Source organism: Paracidovorax wautersii (assembly GCF_900113035.1).
Classification (GTDB): domain Bacteria; phylum Pseudomonadota; class Gammaproteobacteria; order Burkholderiales; family Burkholderiaceae_C; genus Paracidovorax; species Paracidovorax wautersii.
Window position 1 is genome coordinate 365,267 of sequence record NZ_FONX01000003.1, and the last position, 16,164, is coordinate 381,430.

A 16,164-nucleotide genomic window follows, 5' to 3' on the forward strand; every position below is an offset into this window, starting at 1 on the left:
CTGCCTGCGGCAGGCCCCTTACGTCGAACGTTAGAGCGCATATGCACCACTCACCATGGATGCCTGTCGCATTCGCGGAAGTCGGCGTCAGCACGTACCCTCCAGGTCAGAGCAATCCGCGCATAACCGAGTACCACGATCACACCAACATCGCAGGCTACGATGACAAGGCGTCGTGGTGTTCCTCGTTTATCAACTGGTCGTTGGCGCAAGTAGGTATCGTCGGCACCAACTCCGCTCTGGCACGCTCATGGCTCGAATGGGGCGAGCCTTTGACTGAACCAGTTCCTGGCTGCATTGTGGTTCTATCGCGCGAAGATCCAACCGGCTGGAAGGGTCACGTCGGCTTCTTCTTGCGCATCGATCAAGACAACATACATTTGCTCGGCGGAAACCAGTTAGAGCAAGTTCGTGAACACTTCTATCCAAAGTCCTCGGTGTTGGGCTATCGCTGGCCTCCGAAGAATGCGCCCTAACCTTTCCATCGAGCGGACCAACTCCGGGCTACGCCCTCCGTTGGCCGCTCATGTCAAACGTTAGGCCGCAGAGTAACTCCCCGTTGGTATCGACCGAAACATCACCGCAAGCGGCGCATGCAAGGCGTCCGAGCACAAATACACTTCAAGCATGCTCGCGCTTTCGATCGTCTCACCGCACGGAAAGAACATCGCCACAGGTCGCAAGACAATCGAGGTCCGCTCTTGGCTTCCGGCTGAGCTTCCCTTGCGGAACCTTCTCATCGTCGAGAATCATTCCTATCTCACTGAGAGCAGCCCAAGTGATCCAAATGGCATCGCCGTGGCGCTTGTCGATGTCACCGAGGTTCATGAATGGTCGGAAGGCGAAGTTGAAGCGGCCTGTTCAGAAGGCTGGCAGCCGGGCTATTGGGCTTGGTCTCTGTCCAATGTCAGGCCTGTCTCTCTACCGTTCCCGGTAGCAGCCAAGCGAAAGCTTTATGAGGTAGCAGCAAGTCTTTCGCAGGTCCAGAATGCGGCCTAACCATTCCTTCAAGCGGACTGGCCTACGGCCAGCCGCTTAAGTCAAACGTTAGAGCGCATGAACCTCTCCGCGCTAGCCTTGGCGGTTTCGCTCGCTGCCTTGTGGAACGCGTATTTGGCGAGGCGCCAGAATCACTTGGACGCACTAGACGAGCTTCGACGTGCAAGCCTGATGAAGGTGCGCGAGCTTGAGGTTGGATGGCAGTCGGTGCTGAACGACTTGTACCATTTCGCACGACGAGTCGAGAAGGGGACCGCGTCTCAAAATAGGAAGGACTCGGTTTTGGAGTGGGTAGCTCAAGTCCGCTCAACTTTTGAATCGTCCCATCAGCACGTGCTGAAGATGAAGAAGGACCTTGAAAGCGGATTCGAGACAGTGACTATTGAGGAGGCTAGGCGCTACTTGCGGGAGTTCGAAGGAATGACCGCGAGCATTAACGCAACGCGGACGGAAATGAGTCGACGGCTTGAGCTTTTGAAAGATGCGCTCTAACAGGTCGTTCGACACGGAAACGCACCGGCGTTAGGCCGCATGAGAACACCCATACCCTCCGCGCCATTCTTCTTCAAGAGTTCTGGGCTGCAGCCATTTTCGATGACACCTTGTTAAGGTGGAGCATGAAACTAGCGGCGGTTCATCGAGAGAAGAAGAAGAAGGACATTAAGCCGCAATTTCAAGCTTGAGGCGGCCAAGGTGGTTACCGAGCGCAGCGTGGCCGTGACCTCCGGCCCGACTGTCAGCACCTCCAAGCTTTGACAGCGGGCCCCGCTCTCACTCCACCGTCACACTCTTCGCCAGATTCCGCGGCTTGTCCACATCCGTTCCCCGCGCACACGCGGTGTGATACGCCAGCAGCTGCAGCGGCACGACGTGCAGGAGCGGTGACAGCGCACCGTAGTGCTCGGGCATGCGGATGACGTTCACGCCTTCGCTGCTGTCGATGCGGGTGTCGGCGTCGGCCAGCACGTAGAGCACGCCGCCGCGGGCGCGCACTTCCTGCATATTGCTCTTGAGCTTTTCCAGCAGCGCGTCGTTGGGCGCAACGGTGACGACCGGCATGGCGGCGGTGACGAGTGCCAGCGGGCCGTGCTTGAGTTCGCCGGCGGCGTAGGCCTCGGCATGGATGTAGCTGATTTCCTTGAGCTTGAGCGCGCCTTCCAGAGCGATGGGGTAGTGCAGGCCCCGGCCCAGGAAGAGTGCGTTTTCCATGCGGGCGAAATCTTCGGCCCAGCTGATGATCTGTGGCTCCAGCGCCAGCACGGCCTGCAGCGCGACGGGCAGGTGGCGCATGGCCTTGAGGTGGGCGGATTCCTGCTCTTCGCTCAGGCGGCCGCGCGACTGGGCCAGGGCCAGCGTCAGCAAAAAGAGGCCGGCCAGCTGCGTGGTGAAGGCCTTGGTGGAGGCGACGCCGATCTCCACCCCCGCGCGGGTGATGTAGGCCAGCTTGCATTCGCGCACCATGGCGCTGGTGGAGACGTTGCAGATGGTCAGCGTGTGGTGCATGCCCAGGCTTTGCGCGTGGCGCAGCGCGGCCAGGGTGTCGGCGGTTTCGCCGGACTGGCTGATGGTGACGACCAGGGTGCGCGGGTTGGGCACGCTGGTGCGGTAGCGGTATTCGCTGGCCACTTCGACCTGGGTGGAGATGCCGGCGATGGATTCGAGCCAGTACTTGGCCGCGCAGCCGCTGTAGTAGCTGGTGCCGCAGGCCAGGATGAGGACGGAGTCGATCTCCTTGAACACGCGCCAGGCGGCGGTGCCAGGCTCGCCGTGCAGGCCCTGGCCGTCGAACAGCTCGGGCGTGATGCCCTGCACGCCTTCGAGCGTGTCGGCAATCGCGCGCGGCTGCTCGAAGATTTCCTTTTGCATGTAGTGGCGGTAGGGGCCCAGCTCGGCCGCGCCGCTGTGGGCGAGCACGGTGCGCACGGGGCGCTGGGTGGTGTCCAGCGGCTGGCCCTTCTTGTTGGCGATCCAGTAGCGGCCCAGTTGCAGGTCCACCAGGTCGCCCTCTTCCAGATAGACGATCTGGTCGGTCACGCCGGCCAGCGCCATGGCGTCGCTCGCCAGGAAGTGCTCGTTCTGGCCCACGCCCAGGATCAGCGGCGAGCCGGCGCGCGCGCCCACCACGCGATGGGGCTCGTCCTTGTGGATCACGGCGATGGCGTAGGCGCCATGCAGCCGCTGCACCGCGGCCTGCACGGCCTGGAACAGGTCGCCGTTGTAGAGGCTTTCGACCAGGTGGGCGATGACCTCGGTATCGGTCTGGCTGGTGAAGATGTAGCCGCGGGCCAGCAGTTCGGCGCGCAGCTCTTCGTGGTTCTCGATGATGCCGTTGTGGACCAGGGCCACGCGGCCCAGGCGCAGGGGTTCGCCAGCGTCCGGATCGGCACCCACGCCCGCGCCATGGCTGAAGTGCGGATGCGCGTTGTGGACGGCCGGCGCGCCGTGCGTGGCCCAGCGGGTGTGGGCGATGCCGGTGGCGCCTTCGACGCGGTCCACCACCACCTGCTCCAGCAGTTCGGCCACACGCGAGGTGCTGCGGGCGCGGCGCAGGCCGCCGGTGGGCTGGTTGCCCATGCTGGCCTCATGCACGGCCACGCCGCAGGAGTCATAACCCCGGTATTCGAGGCGCTGCAGGCCTTGCACGAGGATGGGAACGATGTTGCGCGTGGAAACCGCGCCGACGATGCCGCACATGGATGAAGCTCCTGCGATGAACGAGTGATGGGTGTGTGTGACACGGGCCGGGCGACGGATGGAAACGCCGGCCCGGCCGCTGTGCTCTCTGTAGGTCGATCCCTACAAACTGAGCGCATGGTAGGCACGCTGCCATGAAATTTCCGATTGAAATTCAACCGGATATGACCGTTTATTTCCAATGATGTCATCATTGAAATAAACCACCATAAACCTTGAAAAAATGGAATCCTTCACGCTGGATGCCATCGACCTGCGCCTGCTGGACTGGCTGCAGACCGATGCCCGCCTGAGCAACCAGGCGCTGGCCGAGCGCGCCCACATCTCGCCGCCCACGTGCCTCAGGCGCATCAAGCGGCTGCACGAGCTGGGGCTGATCGAACGGCAGGTCGCCATCCTGCAGCCGGATCGGCTGGCGGCCTGGCAGGGCCATGGCCTCACGGCCCTGGCCGAGGTGACGCTGGACCGCCAGGGCGCCGAGCTGCAGGACGCCTTCGAGGCCCGAGCCGTGGCCGAATCAGCAGTGCAGCAGTGCTGGCGCGTGGCGCCGGGGCCGGACTTCGTGCTGGTGGTGCATGTGCCCGACATGCCGGGCTATCTGGCGCTGGCGCAGCGGCTGTTCACGGCCGACGCCAACGTGCGCAACGTGAAGGCCTTCTTCGCCGTCAAGCGCGCCAAGTTCGATACCAAAGTGCCGCTGGCGCCCATGAAGCCTGCGCCTTGAGCTACTGAATCGATAGCAAAGGAATGCCCGGCTGTGGGCTCAGCCACCGGCACCGGCCACCGCCTCGGCCGGCCAGTCGATGGTGACGGTGCAGCCCGCCCCGGGCTGCGCGGCGATGGCGATGCGCCCGCCGTGGCGCTGCACGATGGTGCGGGCCGTGGCCAGCCCCGTGCCCACGCCGGCCTGGTCGGCATCGTGGTGCAGGCGCTGGAAGATGCCGAACAGCACGCCGGCCCGGGCGGGGTCGAAGCCGCTGCCGTTGTCGCGCACCTGCAGGCGCGCACCGCCGCCGGGCAGGCGCTCGGCCGAGACGGCGATGCAGGCCGGGGCGGCGCCGGCCGTGAACTGCAGCGCGTTGCGCAGCAGCTCGGCCAGCAGTTGGCGCAGCAGGGCCGCGTCGCCCCGCAGCGCCAGGCCGCGCACATCGACCGACCACTGCACCGCGCGGCCTTCGGCGGCGCCGGCCAGCACGGCACGGGCCTCGGCCACCAGGGCCTGCACATCGAGCGTGACCGGCTGCAGCGGCGCGCGCGCGGCGCGGGAGAGCGTGAGCAGCCCGTCCAGCATGCGGCCCATGCGGCGGGCGGACTGGTCCATGGTGGCAAGGAAGGCCAGCGCTTCTCCGCTGGCCTCGGCCGTCAGGCTGCCGGCTGCCGTGGCTTCGTCGATCAGCTCGCGCACCAGCGGGCCGTAGGAGGTGATGTGGCGCAGCGGCGCCCGCAGGTCGTGCGAGACGGCGCGCAGCAGCTCGTCCTGCGTGGCGGCCAGATCGGCCAGCGCCTGGTCGCGCCGGGCCAGCAGGGCGCGCAAGGCCGGCGCGTCCAGGCCCTCGTAACCGTGAGTAGCGTCTGCCGTCATGCCTTGGCCGGCCGCTGCCAGTTGTCCTTCACGATCTGCTTGCCGCGCGCCACGCTCAAGGAGCCCGGCGGCGTGCTCTTGGTGATGGTGGAGCCGCCGCCCACGGTGCCGCCCGCGCCGATGGTGACGGGCGCCACCAGCACGCAGTTGCTGCCCACATGCACGTCGGCTTCGATCACGGTGCGGTGCTTGTTGGCGCCGTCGTAGTTGGCGGTGATGCTGCCTGCGCCGTAGTTCACGCGCTCGCCCACCGTGGCGTCGCCCAGGTAGGCCAGGTGGTTGGCCTTGGCGCCGTCGGCCAGGGTGGAATTCTTCACCTCGACGAAGTTGCCGATGTGGACCTCGCGGCCCAGCTCCGCGCCCGGCCGCAGCCGCGCGAAGGGGCCGATCAGCGCGCCCTCGCCTACCTGCACGCCGGCCCGCTCGCCGTCGATGTGGGTGTAGGGGTGGATCACCGCGCCCGCGGCGATGGTGGCGTTGGCGATGCAGCAGTTCGCGCCGATGCGCACGCCCTCGCCCAGCTCCACGCGGCCGGTGAAGACGGCGTTCACGTCGATCTCCACGTCCTGCCCGCACACAAGCTGGCCGCGCGCGCCGGTGCGCGGGTCGTCGCGCAGGTCGAAGCGGGCCGGGTCGGCCAGGCGCACGCCCTGCTCCATCAGCGCGCGGGCCTGGGCCAGCTGGTGGGCGCGCTCCAGCTCGGCCAGCTGCAGCGGGCTGTTCACGCCGGCCACCTGCAGCGCATCGCGGATGCGGTGGCCCACCACCGGCACGCCGTCGGCAACGGCCATGGCGACGATGTCGGTGAGGTAGTACTCGCCCTGGGCGTTGTCGTTCGAGAGGCGCGCCAGCCAGCCGGCCAGCAGGGGCGCGGGCACGGCCATGATGCCGCTGTACACCTCGTCGATGGCGCGCTGGGCTTCGCTCGCGTCCTTGTGCTCGACGATGCCCTGCACCGCGCCGTCCGCGCCGCGCACGATGCGGCCGTAGCCGGTGGGGTCAGCCAGCGTCACCGTGAGCAGCGCCAGGCGCGCGGGCTGGGCGGCGTCGGGCCGCGATGCGGCGACCAGCGCGGCCAGCGTGTCGGCCCGGGTCAGCGGCACGTCGCCCGAGAGCACAACCACCGTGCCGTCGCCGGCCAGCGCCGGCACGGCCTGCTGCACGGCGTGGCCGGTGCCCAGCTGCGGCTCCTGCCGCACGAACCTGAGGTCGAAATCGCCGCCGGCCCCCGCCGCGCCTGCGGTGGATGCTTCCACTTCCGTAGCGCCATGGCCCGTCACCACCACCACGCGGCGGGCCTGCAGGCTGGCGGCCTGGTCCAGCACATGCCACAGCAGCGGCCGGCCGGCCAGGCGCTGCAGCACCTTGGGCGTGCGGCTCTTCATGCGCGTGCCCTTGCCGGCCGCCATGATGATGATGTCCAGCGCGGACGGCGAGGAGGAAGAGGCGGCGGCGGAGGTCGTGGCCTGGGCAGTGGCAGCGGTCATGGGCAAAGAGGGCAAAAGCATCGGGACGCCGCGGCGCACCCGCAGGTGCGGGGGCGCAGGCGGCGGACGGAGAAAGAGAGCCCTGATTATGTGCGGCGCTGCGGCAGCGCCCCCTGCCCTGCGGCCAGCGGGCGACAGGCGCTACAGGAGAGGCGCGAGCCGCGGGATGCTGTCGTAGAACTCGGCGATGCGCGCCAGCACGCGCGCGTTGAGGATGCGCAGGCGCCCGCCGGAAAGCTCGTGCAGCCCCATCTGCGCCAGCCGGCGCAGCGTCTTGTTGGTGTGGACCAGCGACAGGCCCAGCGCGTCGGCGATGTGCTGCTGGTTGATGGGGAACGGCGCCGATCCGTCGGCCGCCGTCAGCCCCAGCCGCTCGAGCCGCCGGTGCAGCTGCATCAGCAGCATGGCCACGCGCTCGGGCGCGCTGCGGCGGCCGGTGGTGAGCAGGTTCTCATCCACCAGGCTCTCCTCGCGGGCGGCCAGCCAGGTCACGTCGTAGCCCATGCGGGCATGTTCGCGGTAGAGGCTCCAGAGCGCGTCGTCTTCGAACAGGCAGAAATGGCAGTCGGTGATGGCCTCCACCCCGTGCGAAGAGACTTCGCCGAACTGCTGCTGCAGCCCGGCCAGATCGCCCGGCAGCAGGAAGTTGAGGATCTGCCGGCGCCCGTCGGAGAGCGTCTTGTAGCGCATGGCCCAGCCCGAATAGAGCGTGTAGAGCCGCGCATTGAGCTGGCGCTCGCGGATCAGCGTGCCGCCGGCAGGCACGGACAGGCTGCCGCTGCGCAGGCTCTCGATGGTCTCGAGCTCCGCCGCGCTGGCGGGAGTGAAGGCGGGAGAACGGCGCAGACCGCAGTCCTCGCACTGACGTGGGCACACGGAGGGATGGGCGACTGCGTTCATGGCGGGCGCGATTCTAGAGGCAGCCATGCCGCACGAAGAGGTAAAGATAAGGGGTGAATGCGGCTCCGGCGCAACGCACGGGAAGCGCCGGGAGGCGTCATGTCTTTTGACATTGCGCACCCACCCTGTACGGGCCCACAGTGCCGCCAATGTCGCATTCTTCCCAGCCTTTGTACGAGATCCTCTACACCAGCCTCTTTTCGCAGGACCAGCCCCTGAGTGCCATCGCCAGCATCGCCAGCCACGCCCGCCGCGAGAACCTCAGGCGCGGCATCACCGGCCTGCTGGTGTTCGACGGCCAGCGCTTCGGCCAGCAGCTGGAAGGGCCGGAGGACGAGGTCCGCGCCCTGCTGCAGCGCATCCGCGACGATCCGCGCCATCTCTATGTGGAAGTGCTGCACGACGGCCCCATCACCCTGCGCCGCTTCCGCAACTTCAGCCTGGCGTTCAGCACGCTCGAAGACGCGACCGCGCTGGAGCGGCTGCAATCCCTGCGCGGGCTGACGGCGCTGCGGGCCTTCTCGGATCTGCCCGTCGAGCTGGAATGAGCGGCGCTGGCTGAACCAGCCGGCAAACGCTATCAAAAAAAGAGCTGCCAGCGCCCATCCGATGGGCGCTGGCAGCTCTTTTTGCCTTGGGGAGAGCGCGGGAACGGCAGTGAACCGCCCTCAGGCGCCCTGCGCAGCAGGATGGGCGGCCGCGCCCCGCGCCGGCGCATCGCAGGCGACATTCGCCACGCTGGCCGCACCGGCCACACGCCAGCAGAACTGCAGCGCCTCGCGGCCCAGCGGCTCCAGCACCACGCGCTGGCCGGCCACCACCCACAGGATCTGCCCGGCGTGCAGGAAGATGTCGCCCGCCGCCTGGTCGCAGGCCCCGTTCGGGCCGTCATCCAGCGTCACCCAGGCATGGCCGCGCATCACGCGCAGCGACATGGCCGTGGGCGACAGCAGGCTTTTCGCCTGGCCCATGGGCAGGGTGTGGATGTCGGCATCCTGCACGGCCACGTCGCCGGACAGGGAGGACGTTTTCTGGGTCAGGACATGGATCGGGTTCATTGCTGCGGCTCCGGAAGCGGGGCCCACCATGGACCCCAACGGCCTTGATGGTGCTCGGCGGGCAGGCCCGCGTCCAATGAAAAGCAGCTTGCAGAACCATTCCCGATTCGCATCAATGGCGGTATTCTCCAGGCGTACAGGGCGCGCATCCTTCAGGGAAATCGAGCCGTATCGGCATTGATGAATCAAAGCCGCCCTATTGATTCGAAAGTCACATCAAACCCACCGCCGCCATGAATGCACCCGCGTCGCACCCCACCGCCCATCTGCGCACCCGGCCCGTGGCCGCCGGCCACTGGCGTGCCTTCCTCGCGGTGGCGCGGCACCTGAACTTCCGTGCCGCGGCGGAAGAGCTGGCGCTCACCCAGTCAGCCGTCAGCCGGCAGATCCAGGCGCTGGAAGACGAGGTGGGCGTGATGCTCTTCCTGCGCCACACCCGGGCGGTGGAGCTGACCAGCGCGGGCGCCCAGCTGCAGCGCGCCGTGGCCCCGGCGCTGGAGCGCATCGACGCCACCGTGCGGCTGGTGCGCCAGACCTCCGGGCGGCGCAGCGTGGCCATCACCACCTGGGCCAGCTTCGCGTCGGTCTGGCTCATCCCGCGCATGGAAGGCTTCCAGCACGACAACCCCGACATCGACATCCGCATCGACGCGACCGACACCATCGTGGATCTGGACACCTCGGACGTGGATCTGGCGCTGCGCTACTGCCTGCCGGGCACCGTCGATCCCGGCGCCCAGCGGCTCTTCGGCGAACAGCTGGCCGTGGTGGCCAGCCCCTGGCTGCTCAACAGCGCGCCTCCCCTGCGCCGGCCGGAGGACATCGCCCAGTTCACGCTGATCGAAGCCGGCGACGCCCACCGCACGCAGAACCTGGAATGGCTGAGCTGGCGCCGCTGGTTCGAGCTGAACGGCCACGACAAGCTGCAGCCCAAGCGCTGGCTGTACTTCAACTACGCCCAGCAGATCGTGCAGGCGGCGCTGGCCGGACAGGGCCTGGCGCTGGCGCGCATGCCGCTGGTGGCCGATGCCCTGGCCACGGGCGACCTGGTGGAGGTGCTGCCCGGCCTGCGGCTGGATTCGCCGCTGGCCTACTGGCTGGTGGTGGGCCCGCGCAGCGCCCAGCGGCCCGAGATCAAGGCCTTCTGCGACTGGCTGCTGCTGCAGGCCGAGGCCACGCGCAAGGCCATCGGCGAAGTGCCCGACCCGGACCTGAACGACGACCTGGCCTGAGACGCCCCGCCACCGTGGATGAGAGATAGAAGAGAGGGCGCTACGCCACGCCCTCCAGCACCAGCGCGCAGACCTCGCGCACCGTCTCCTCGAAGAACGCCGGATCGTCCAGCGTGCGGCCCGTCACCGCCTGCACCTGCACGGCGAAGTCCGCGTAGTGCTGCGTGAGCGCCCACAGCGCGAAGACCAGATGGTGCGGCTGCACCGGCTTGAGCCGCCCGTCCGCCACCCAGGCGTGGATCACGGCGGACTTGGCCTGCACCAGTTCGCGCAGCTCGCGCGCCAGCTCGTCGCGCAGCAGCGGCGCGCCCTGGATCATCTCCAGGCAGAAAAGGCGCGAGGCCTCGGGCCGGTCGCGCGAGAGCGCGAGCTTGGCGCGGATGTAGCTGGCGATGGCCTCGCGCGGGTCCTGGTCGGCGCTGAAGGCGCGCAGGGGGGCGAGCCACACGTCCAGCAGATCGCGCAGGACGGCCACGTACAGCGCCTCCTTGCCCGGGAAGTGGTAGAGCAGATTGCTCTTGGAGAGCCCGGCCTGCGCCGCGACCTGCTCGACCTTGGTGCCGTGCAGGCCGTAGCGCGAGAACAGCGCCAGCGCCGCGGCGAGGATGGCGCTGCGCTTGTCCGCCACCGGGCGGGTATCGCGCGGCGCACGGGGCATGCGCGGCGCTCGCGGGGGGGCTGGCGGCTGGCCCTGCGCGTCCGTGCCCCCTGCACTCACCGTCTTTTGCCTGGTTGCCATGGGATGAAATCTCCTGGGTCGATGGAACAGGGGAATGTGCGATCGCGGTGCGTGCAGCACGTTCCGTGCGCACCAGCCGGCGGCAGACAGCACGCCTTGAGGGCGCCGCGAAGATGCGCGCACGGCCGCACTCCAACCCCGCCAGAGGCATTCTGAACGGCATTTGTCCATTTGGTCCAAGTGGCACGGTCGTTGCATGAGAGCGGGTCTCACCCTCTTAGCACCGGAGTTGTGCCATGCCCGTTCTGAACGTTCCCGTGATCGACCTGCAACCCTGGTTCGGCGGCACGCCGGCTGGCAAGGCCCTGGTGGCGAGCCAGGTGGACAGCGCCTGCCGCGACATCGGCTTCCTGGTCGTGACCAACCACCGGATCTCCCCGGAGCTGGTCCAGCGCGTGTCCGATGCCTCGCGCGAATTCTTCGCCCTGCCGCTGGAAACCAAGCGCCGCGTGGACCGCCCGCGCGAAGACGCCGTGCGCGGCTACAGCGCCGTGGGCGAGGAAGGGCTGTCGTACAGCCTGGAAGAGGCCACGCCCGGCGACCTGAAGGAATCGTTCTCCATCGGCCCCTCCGGCGTGCCCGACGACGAATACCATCGCGGCCCCGCGGCCGGCGCCCACTTCGAGCCCAACGCCTGGCCCGACCTGCCGGGCTTTCGCGAGGCCTACACCGAGTACTTCGAAGCCATGAGCGATCTGGCGCGCTCGCTGATGTGCATCTTCGCCACCGCGCTGAAGCTGCCCGAGACCTTCTTCGACGACAAGATCGACCGGCACATCAGCATGTTCCGCGTGCTCAGCTATCCGCCGCAGAAAGAGGCCCCGCTGCCCGGCCAGATGCGCGCGGGCGCCCACAGCGACTACGGCAGCCTGACCATCGTGCGCCCGGACGGCCCCGGCCTGCAGGTCTTCAACAAGGCCGGCCAGTGGGTGGACGTGCCCCTGGTGGAGGGCGGCTTCGCCATCAACATCGGCGACCTGATGATGCAGTGGACCAACGACACCTGGGTCTCCACCCTGCACCGCGTGGCCAACCCGCCGTTCGACGACACGCTGCGCAACACGCGCCGCCAGTCGCTGGTCTTCTTCCACCAGCCCAACTACGACGCCGTGGCCGAATGCCTGCCCAGCTGCCTGGCCCCGGGCGAGCAGCCGCGCCACGCGCCCGTCACCTCGGGCGAGCACCTCACGTCCAAGTTCGTGAAGCAAACCACCTTCGGCGGCACCAAGGCCGTCGCCTGAAGCAGGGGCTGCACGGCACATGGCACATCTTTCCTACGTCAACGTCTTCGCCCGGGACGTGGTGGCGCTCAGCGGCTTCTACCAGCGCGTGTTCGGCTTTCCGGAGATCGAGGCGATCCGCTCGCCCATCTTCCGCGGGCTCGACACCGGCAGGAGCAGCCTCGGCTTCAACGCGCTCGACGCCTACGAGCTGCTGCACCTGTCCGAGTTCTCGGACACCCGGGGCGTGAAGTTCCTGCTCAACATCGACGTCGATAGCCGCGAGGACGTGGACCGCCGCGTGCCGGTGGCGGTCGCGGCCGGCGCCACGCTGGTCAAGCCGCCCTACGAGACCTACTACCACTGGTACCAGGCCGTGCTGCTCGACCCCGAGGGCAACGTGTTCCGCATCAACCACATGCTGTGACGCGCGCCGCGCCGTCGCGCCGTCCACCGCTCCCTTCCCTCTTTTCCGTCCCACGCCCCGCCGTCCTTCCAAGAAAGGTCCAGCCATGTCACGCCTCCTGAAGCGTCTCTCCGCCACGGCCCTGCTCGCCTGCACCGCCGCCGCCACCGCTCCTGCCGCCCTGGCGCAGCAGGCCGGCTTCACCCTCAAGGGCAAGCCGGTGATCGCCATGCTGTACTACGGCCCCAAGAACGACGGGGGCTGGACGCAGGCGCTGGACGAGGCCCGCGTGAAGATCGAGGCCGCGCTGGGCCAGAAGATCCAGTACGCCGAGAACATCTCCGAAGACGCCTCGGTCATCAAGCCCACGGCCGAGCGCTTCATCTCGCGCGGCGCCAACATCGTGATCGGCACGGCCTTCGGCCACTCCGACGCGTTCAAGGACCTAGCCGCCAAGCACCCGGACGTGGCCTTCCTCAACGCCTCGGGCACGACCAACGGCCCCAACCTCGAATCCTTCTACGGCCGCACCTACGAAAGCCAGTACCTGTGCGGCATGGCGGCCGGCGCGGCCAGCAAGACGGGCAAGCTCGGCTTCGTCGCGGCCAACCCCTTCGGCGTGGTGAACTGGACCATCAACGCCTACGCGCTGGGCGCGCAGAAGATGAACCCCAACGCCACGGTCAACGTGATCTACACCGGCAGCTGGAACGACCCGGTGAAGGAGCGCGCGGCGGCCTCGGCCCTGATCGACCAGGGCGCCGACGTGATCGGCCAGCACGTGGACAGCCCCACGCCCCAGATCGTGGCGCAGGAGCGCGGCGTCTATGGCACGGGCCACCACCGGGACCTGCGCCAGTTCGCCCCCAAGGCCACGCTGTGCTCGTCGGTCTGGGTCTGGGACAAGTTCCTCGTCACCGAACTCAAGAAGATCATCGCCGGCGGCTGGAAGCCCGCGCCCTACGGCGCCTTCATCCCGATGAGCGGCGGCGGCACCGACATCGCCGGCTTCGGCCCCGGCGTGCCGCCGGACAAGGCCAAGCTGATCCTGGCCGAGCGCGACGCGCTGCTCAAGGGCAAGCAGATCTTCGCCGGCCCGCTCAAGGACCGCGATGGCAAGGAGCGCGTGGCCGCAGGCGCCGTGCTCTCCGATGCCGACCTCTGGAAGATGGACTGGTTCGTCAAGGGCGTGGTCACGCAGAAATAAGCGGAACGGCCACACATGTCCAGCGCACTGGCCCTGCGGGGCATCCGCAAGAGTTTCGACGGCTTCCTCGCCCTGGACGATGCGCAATTCGATGCGCGCTGGGGCGAGGTGCATGCCCTGCTGGGCGAGAACGGCGCGGGCAAGTCCTCGCTGATGAACATCGCCGCCGGCCTCTACGCACCCGAGCGCGGCGAGATGCTGGTGGACGACAACGCCGTGCGGCTGGCCGGACCGCGCGATGCGGCCCAGCACCACATCGGCATGGTGCACCAGCACTTCAAGCTCGTGCGACCCTTCACGGTGGCGCAGAACATCCTGCTGGGCCTGCCGGCCGACCAAGCCGGCCACCGCCGCCAGCTCGCGGCGCTGGAGGAACGCATCCGCGCGCAGGCCGGCGAGCTGGGCTTCGCCATCGACCCGCGCCAGCGCGTGGACAGCCTGTCCATCGCCGAGCAGCAGCGCGTGGAGATCCTCAAGGTGCTGCTGGCCGGCGCGCGCATCCTGATCCTGGACGAGCCCACCGCCGTGCTCACCGACCAGGAGGCCGAGCGCCTGCTGCGCACGGTGCAGGGCCTGGCGCAGCGCGGCTGCGCGGTGGTGCTGGTCACGCACAAGATGGCCGACGTGAAGGCCTATGCCGACCGCGTGACCGTGATGCGCGGCGGCCGCACGGTGGCCACGCTGGACCCGCGCACCACGCCGGCCGCCGAACTGGTGCGCCTGACGGTGGGCGAGACCGCGCCGCCCGTGCCCCGGGTGCGCAGCGCGCCGGGCCCGGCCTGCCTGTCGCTGCAGGGGCTCAGCACGCCCGCGCAAGGCGGCCGGCAGGCGCTGGCCGGCGTGACGCTGGACGTGCACGCGGGCGAGATCTACGGCATTGCCGGCGTGGGCGGCAACGGCCAGGGCGAACTGGCCGCCGCCATCATGGGGCTGATCCCGGAGGCCGGCGGCGACATCGTGCTGGAGGGCTTCGGCAGCCTGCGCGCGGCGCCGGCCACGGCGCGCCGGGCGCTGGGCCTGGCCGTCATTCCGGCCGACCGCTACGGCCATGCGCTGGCGGGCGGCCTGTCGATCGCGGAGAACTTCGCCATCGGCCAGGTCCACGGCGGGCGCTACGGCTCGCCCTGGTGGCTGCGCCAGCGCCGCATCGACCAGGAAGCGCGCGACGCGGTCGCCGCCTTCGACGTGCAGGGCGTGCGCTCGCTGCGGCAGAAGGCCGCGCTGCTCTCGGGCGGCAATGCGCAGAAGCTGGTGATCGCGCGCGAGTTCAGCAAGCAGCCCCGCCTGATCCTCGCGCACAGCCCCAGCCGGGGCCTGGACGTGCGCGCCACCGCCCAGGTGCATGCGCGGCTGCTGGCGGCGCGCGACGCCGGCGCCGCCGTGCTGCTCATCAGCGAAGACCTGGACGAAGTCCTGGCCCTGGCCGACCGCATCGGCGTGATGGCCGGCGGCCGCATCGTGGCCGAATTCGATCAACCCGCCGACCGCCAGGCCATCGGCCAGGCCATGGTCCACCATGACTGAAGCCACCCTCATCCCCGACGCCGCGCCCAAGGCGCCCGCCCGCCGCCAGCCCCTGGCGAGCCGGCGCTACACGCTGGAGATCCGCCAGCAGATGTCCATGCCGCGCCAGGCCCTGGTGCTGGGGCTGGCCGTGCTCGCGGGGCTGGCGATCTCCGGGCTCATCCTGGTGGCCGCCGGCGTGCCTGCGGGCGAGCTGTTCAACGAATTCATCGTCACCACGCTGTTCGACCTGCAGAGCCTGCAGGCCGTGCTGTTCCAGGCCGCGCCGCTGATCATGATCGGCCTGGCCGCGTCGATCGCGTTCCGCGCGCGCTTCTGGAACCTGGGGCTCGAAGGGCAGATGATCTGGGGCGCGATCGGCGCCACGGCCGTGTCCCTCCACGAGATCGGCCCGCCCGCGCTGCGCCTGCCGCTGATGGCCATCGCCGCGCTGGCCGGCGGCCTGCTGTGGGCGCTGGGGCCGGCGCTGCTCAAGCTGCGCCTGGGCGTCAACGAGATCATCTCCACGCTGATGCTCAACTACATCGCCAGCAACTTCCTGCTGCACCTGGTCTATGGCGCCTGGAAGGACCCCAAGGATTCCTTCCCCTACTCGCCGCAGTTCCGCAGCTTCGAGCGCCTGCCCGAGTTCTTCGGCCCCTCGGGCATGGCCGTGCTGCTGGCGCTGCTGGCCATGGCACTGGCCTGGTGGTTCGTGCAGGCCAGCCGCGCGGGGCTGTACCTGCGCTTCGTCAACGCCAGCCCGCGCGTGGCCGATGCGGTGGGCGTGCCGGTGCGCGCCATCATCCTGGGCACGGTGCTGGGCTCGGGCGCGCTGGCCGGGCTGGGCGGCTTCCTGGTGGCGGCCGGGCAGGAGGGCCGGCTGACCCAGGCCTTCTACCAGGGCTACGGGTTCTCCGGCATCCTGATCGCCTTCCTGGCGCGCAACCACCCGGTGGCCGCGACGGTGGTGGCGGCGCTGGTGGCCACACTCTTCGTGGCCGGGCGCAACCTGCAGGTCTTCTACCAGATCCCGTTTTCGATGGTGCAGCTGATCCAGGCCATCGTCGTGGTGTGCGTGGCCTCGTCCGACTTCTTCATCCGCCACCGGCTGCGCCGCGTGGCCGCCGACTGACC

General features: G+C 68.7%; 17 protein-coding genes. 11 read left to right on the forward strand and 6 right to left on the reverse strand.

All coding sequences use genetic code 11. The annotated features are described in order from the left end of the window. Window positions 1–59: 59 nt before the first annotated feature. The 3 genes from BM070_RS06560 (at window position 60) to BM070_RS06570 (ending at window position 1,491) form a co-directional block, all read left to right on the forward strand. A complete protein-coding gene (locus BM070_RS06560) occupies window positions 60–476 on the forward strand; it encodes a TIGR02594 family protein (RefSeq protein WP_092938729.1) in 417 nt (138 codons plus the stop codon). A gap of 151 nt (window positions 477–627) precedes the next feature. Further along, the gene (locus tag BM070_RS06565) at window positions 628–999 is read left to right on the forward strand and encodes an ASCH domain-containing protein (protein ID WP_092938731.1); all 372 of its coding nucleotides are present in this window, start codon (window positions 628–630) and stop codon (window positions 997–999) included. Between the two features lie 57 nt (window positions 1,000–1,056). Further along, complete coding sequence (locus tag BM070_RS06570; protein WP_092938733.1) at window positions 1,057–1,491, forward strand: hypothetical protein; 435 nt, start codon at window positions 1,057–1,059, stop codon at window positions 1,489–1,491. Between the two features lie 279 nt (window positions 1,492–1,770). Here BM070_RS06570 and glmS read toward each other — a convergent pair whose 3' ends face one another. Beyond that, on the reverse strand, window positions 1,771–3,693 hold the full coding sequence (gene glmS, locus BM070_RS06575) for a glutamine--fructose-6-phosphate transaminase (isomerizing) (RefSeq protein ID WP_092938735.1): 1,923 nt from the start codon (window positions 3,691–3,693) through the stop codon (window positions 1,771–1,773). A gap of 223 nt (window positions 3,694–3,916) precedes the next feature. On the opposite strand from glmS, the gene BM070_RS06580 reads away from it, so the two are divergent. After that, window positions 3,917–4,417 (forward strand): Lrp/AsnC family transcriptional regulator, encoded by a 501-nt coding sequence (locus BM070_RS06580; protein WP_092938737.1) that lies wholly within the window; start codon window positions 3,917–3,919, stop codon window positions 4,415–4,417. A 39-nt stretch (window positions 4,418–4,456) separates the two neighbouring features. On the opposite strand, the gene BM070_RS06585 is transcribed toward BM070_RS06580, so the two are convergent. The 3 genes from BM070_RS06585 to BM070_RS06595 form a co-directional block, all read right to left on the reverse strand. Next, window positions 4,457–5,275, reverse strand: a complete 819-nt coding sequence (locus BM070_RS06585) for a sensor histidine kinase (protein ID WP_092938739.1) — start codon at window positions 5,273–5,275, stop codon at window positions 4,457–4,459. After that, on the reverse strand, window positions 5,272–6,762 hold the full coding sequence (gene glmU, locus BM070_RS06590) for a bifunctional UDP-N-acetylglucosamine diphosphorylase/glucosamine-1-phosphate N-acetyltransferase GlmU (RefSeq protein ID WP_092938741.1): 1,491 nt from the start codon (window positions 6,760–6,762) through the stop codon (window positions 5,272–5,274). Before glmU ends, BM070_RS06585 begins: the two co-directional genes overlap by 4 nt. A 141-nt stretch (window positions 6,763–6,903) precedes the next feature. Continuing rightward, the gene (locus tag BM070_RS06595) at window positions 6,904–7,662 is read right to left on the reverse strand and encodes a Crp/Fnr family transcriptional regulator (protein ID WP_092938743.1); all 759 of its coding nucleotides are present in this window, start codon (window positions 7,660–7,662) and stop codon (window positions 6,904–6,906) included. A 149-nt stretch (window positions 7,663–7,811) separates the two neighbouring features. Between BM070_RS06595 and BM070_RS06600 the strand changes: the two genes are divergently transcribed. Next, the gene (locus tag BM070_RS06600) at window positions 7,812–8,210 is read left to right on the forward strand and encodes a BLUF domain-containing protein (RefSeq protein ID WP_092938745.1); all 399 of its coding nucleotides are present in this window, start codon (window positions 7,812–7,814) and stop codon (window positions 8,208–8,210) included. 120 nt (window positions 8,211–8,330) lie between these two features. On the opposite strand, the gene BM070_RS06605 is transcribed toward BM070_RS06600, so the two are convergent. Then, on the reverse strand, window positions 8,331–8,720 hold the full coding sequence (locus BM070_RS06605; RefSeq protein WP_175518436.1) for a DUF2917 domain-containing protein: 390 nt from the start codon (window positions 8,718–8,720) through the stop codon (window positions 8,331–8,333). Window positions 8,721–8,953: 233 nt separating this feature from the next. On the opposite strand from BM070_RS06605, the gene BM070_RS06610 reads away from it, so the two are divergent. Then, window positions 8,954–9,952, forward strand: a complete 999-nt coding sequence (locus BM070_RS06610; protein WP_092938749.1) for a LysR substrate-binding domain-containing protein — start codon at window positions 8,954–8,956, stop codon at window positions 9,950–9,952. A gap of 40 nt (window positions 9,953–9,992) precedes the next feature. On the opposite strand, the gene rutR is transcribed toward BM070_RS06610, so the two are convergent. Continuing rightward, window positions 9,993–10,691: an HTH-type transcriptional regulator RutR gene (gene rutR / locus BM070_RS06615; RefSeq protein WP_092938751.1), complete on the reverse strand. Its 699-nt coding sequence runs from the start codon at window positions 10,689–10,691 to the stop codon at window positions 9,993–9,995. A gap of 236 nt (window positions 10,692–10,927) precedes the next feature. Between rutR and BM070_RS06620 the strand changes: the two genes are divergently transcribed. The 5 genes from BM070_RS06620 to BM070_RS06640 all read left to right on the forward strand — a co-directional run bounded on the left by BM070_RS06620 (window position 10,928) and on the right by BM070_RS06640 (window position 16,162). Beyond that, complete coding sequence (locus BM070_RS06620) at window positions 10,928–11,932, forward strand: isopenicillin N synthase family dioxygenase (RefSeq protein ID WP_092938753.1); 1,005 nt, start codon at window positions 10,928–10,930, stop codon at window positions 11,930–11,932. Between the two features lie 19 nt (window positions 11,933–11,951). Further along, the gene (locus BM070_RS06625; protein WP_092938755.1) at window positions 11,952–12,338 is read left to right on the forward strand and encodes a VOC family protein; all 387 of its coding nucleotides are present in this window, start codon (window positions 11,952–11,954) and stop codon (window positions 12,336–12,338) included. 85 nt (window positions 12,339–12,423) lie between these two features. Continuing rightward, a complete protein-coding gene (locus tag BM070_RS06630; protein WP_092938757.1) occupies window positions 12,424–13,524 on the forward strand; it encodes a BMP family ABC transporter substrate-binding protein in 1,101 nt (366 codons plus the stop codon). A 15-nt stretch (window positions 13,525–13,539) separates the two neighbouring features. Next, complete coding sequence (locus tag BM070_RS06635; protein WP_092938759.1) at window positions 13,540–15,048, forward strand: ABC transporter ATP-binding protein; 1,509 nt, start codon at window positions 13,540–13,542, stop codon at window positions 15,046–15,048. Further along, entirely contained in the window at window positions 15,041–16,162 is a 1,122-nt protein-coding gene (locus tag BM070_RS06640) for an ABC transporter permease (RefSeq protein ID WP_092938761.1), read from the forward strand. Before BM070_RS06635 ends, BM070_RS06640 begins: the two co-directional genes overlap by 8 nt. The last annotated feature ends 2 nt before the right edge of the window (window positions 16,163–16,164 follow it).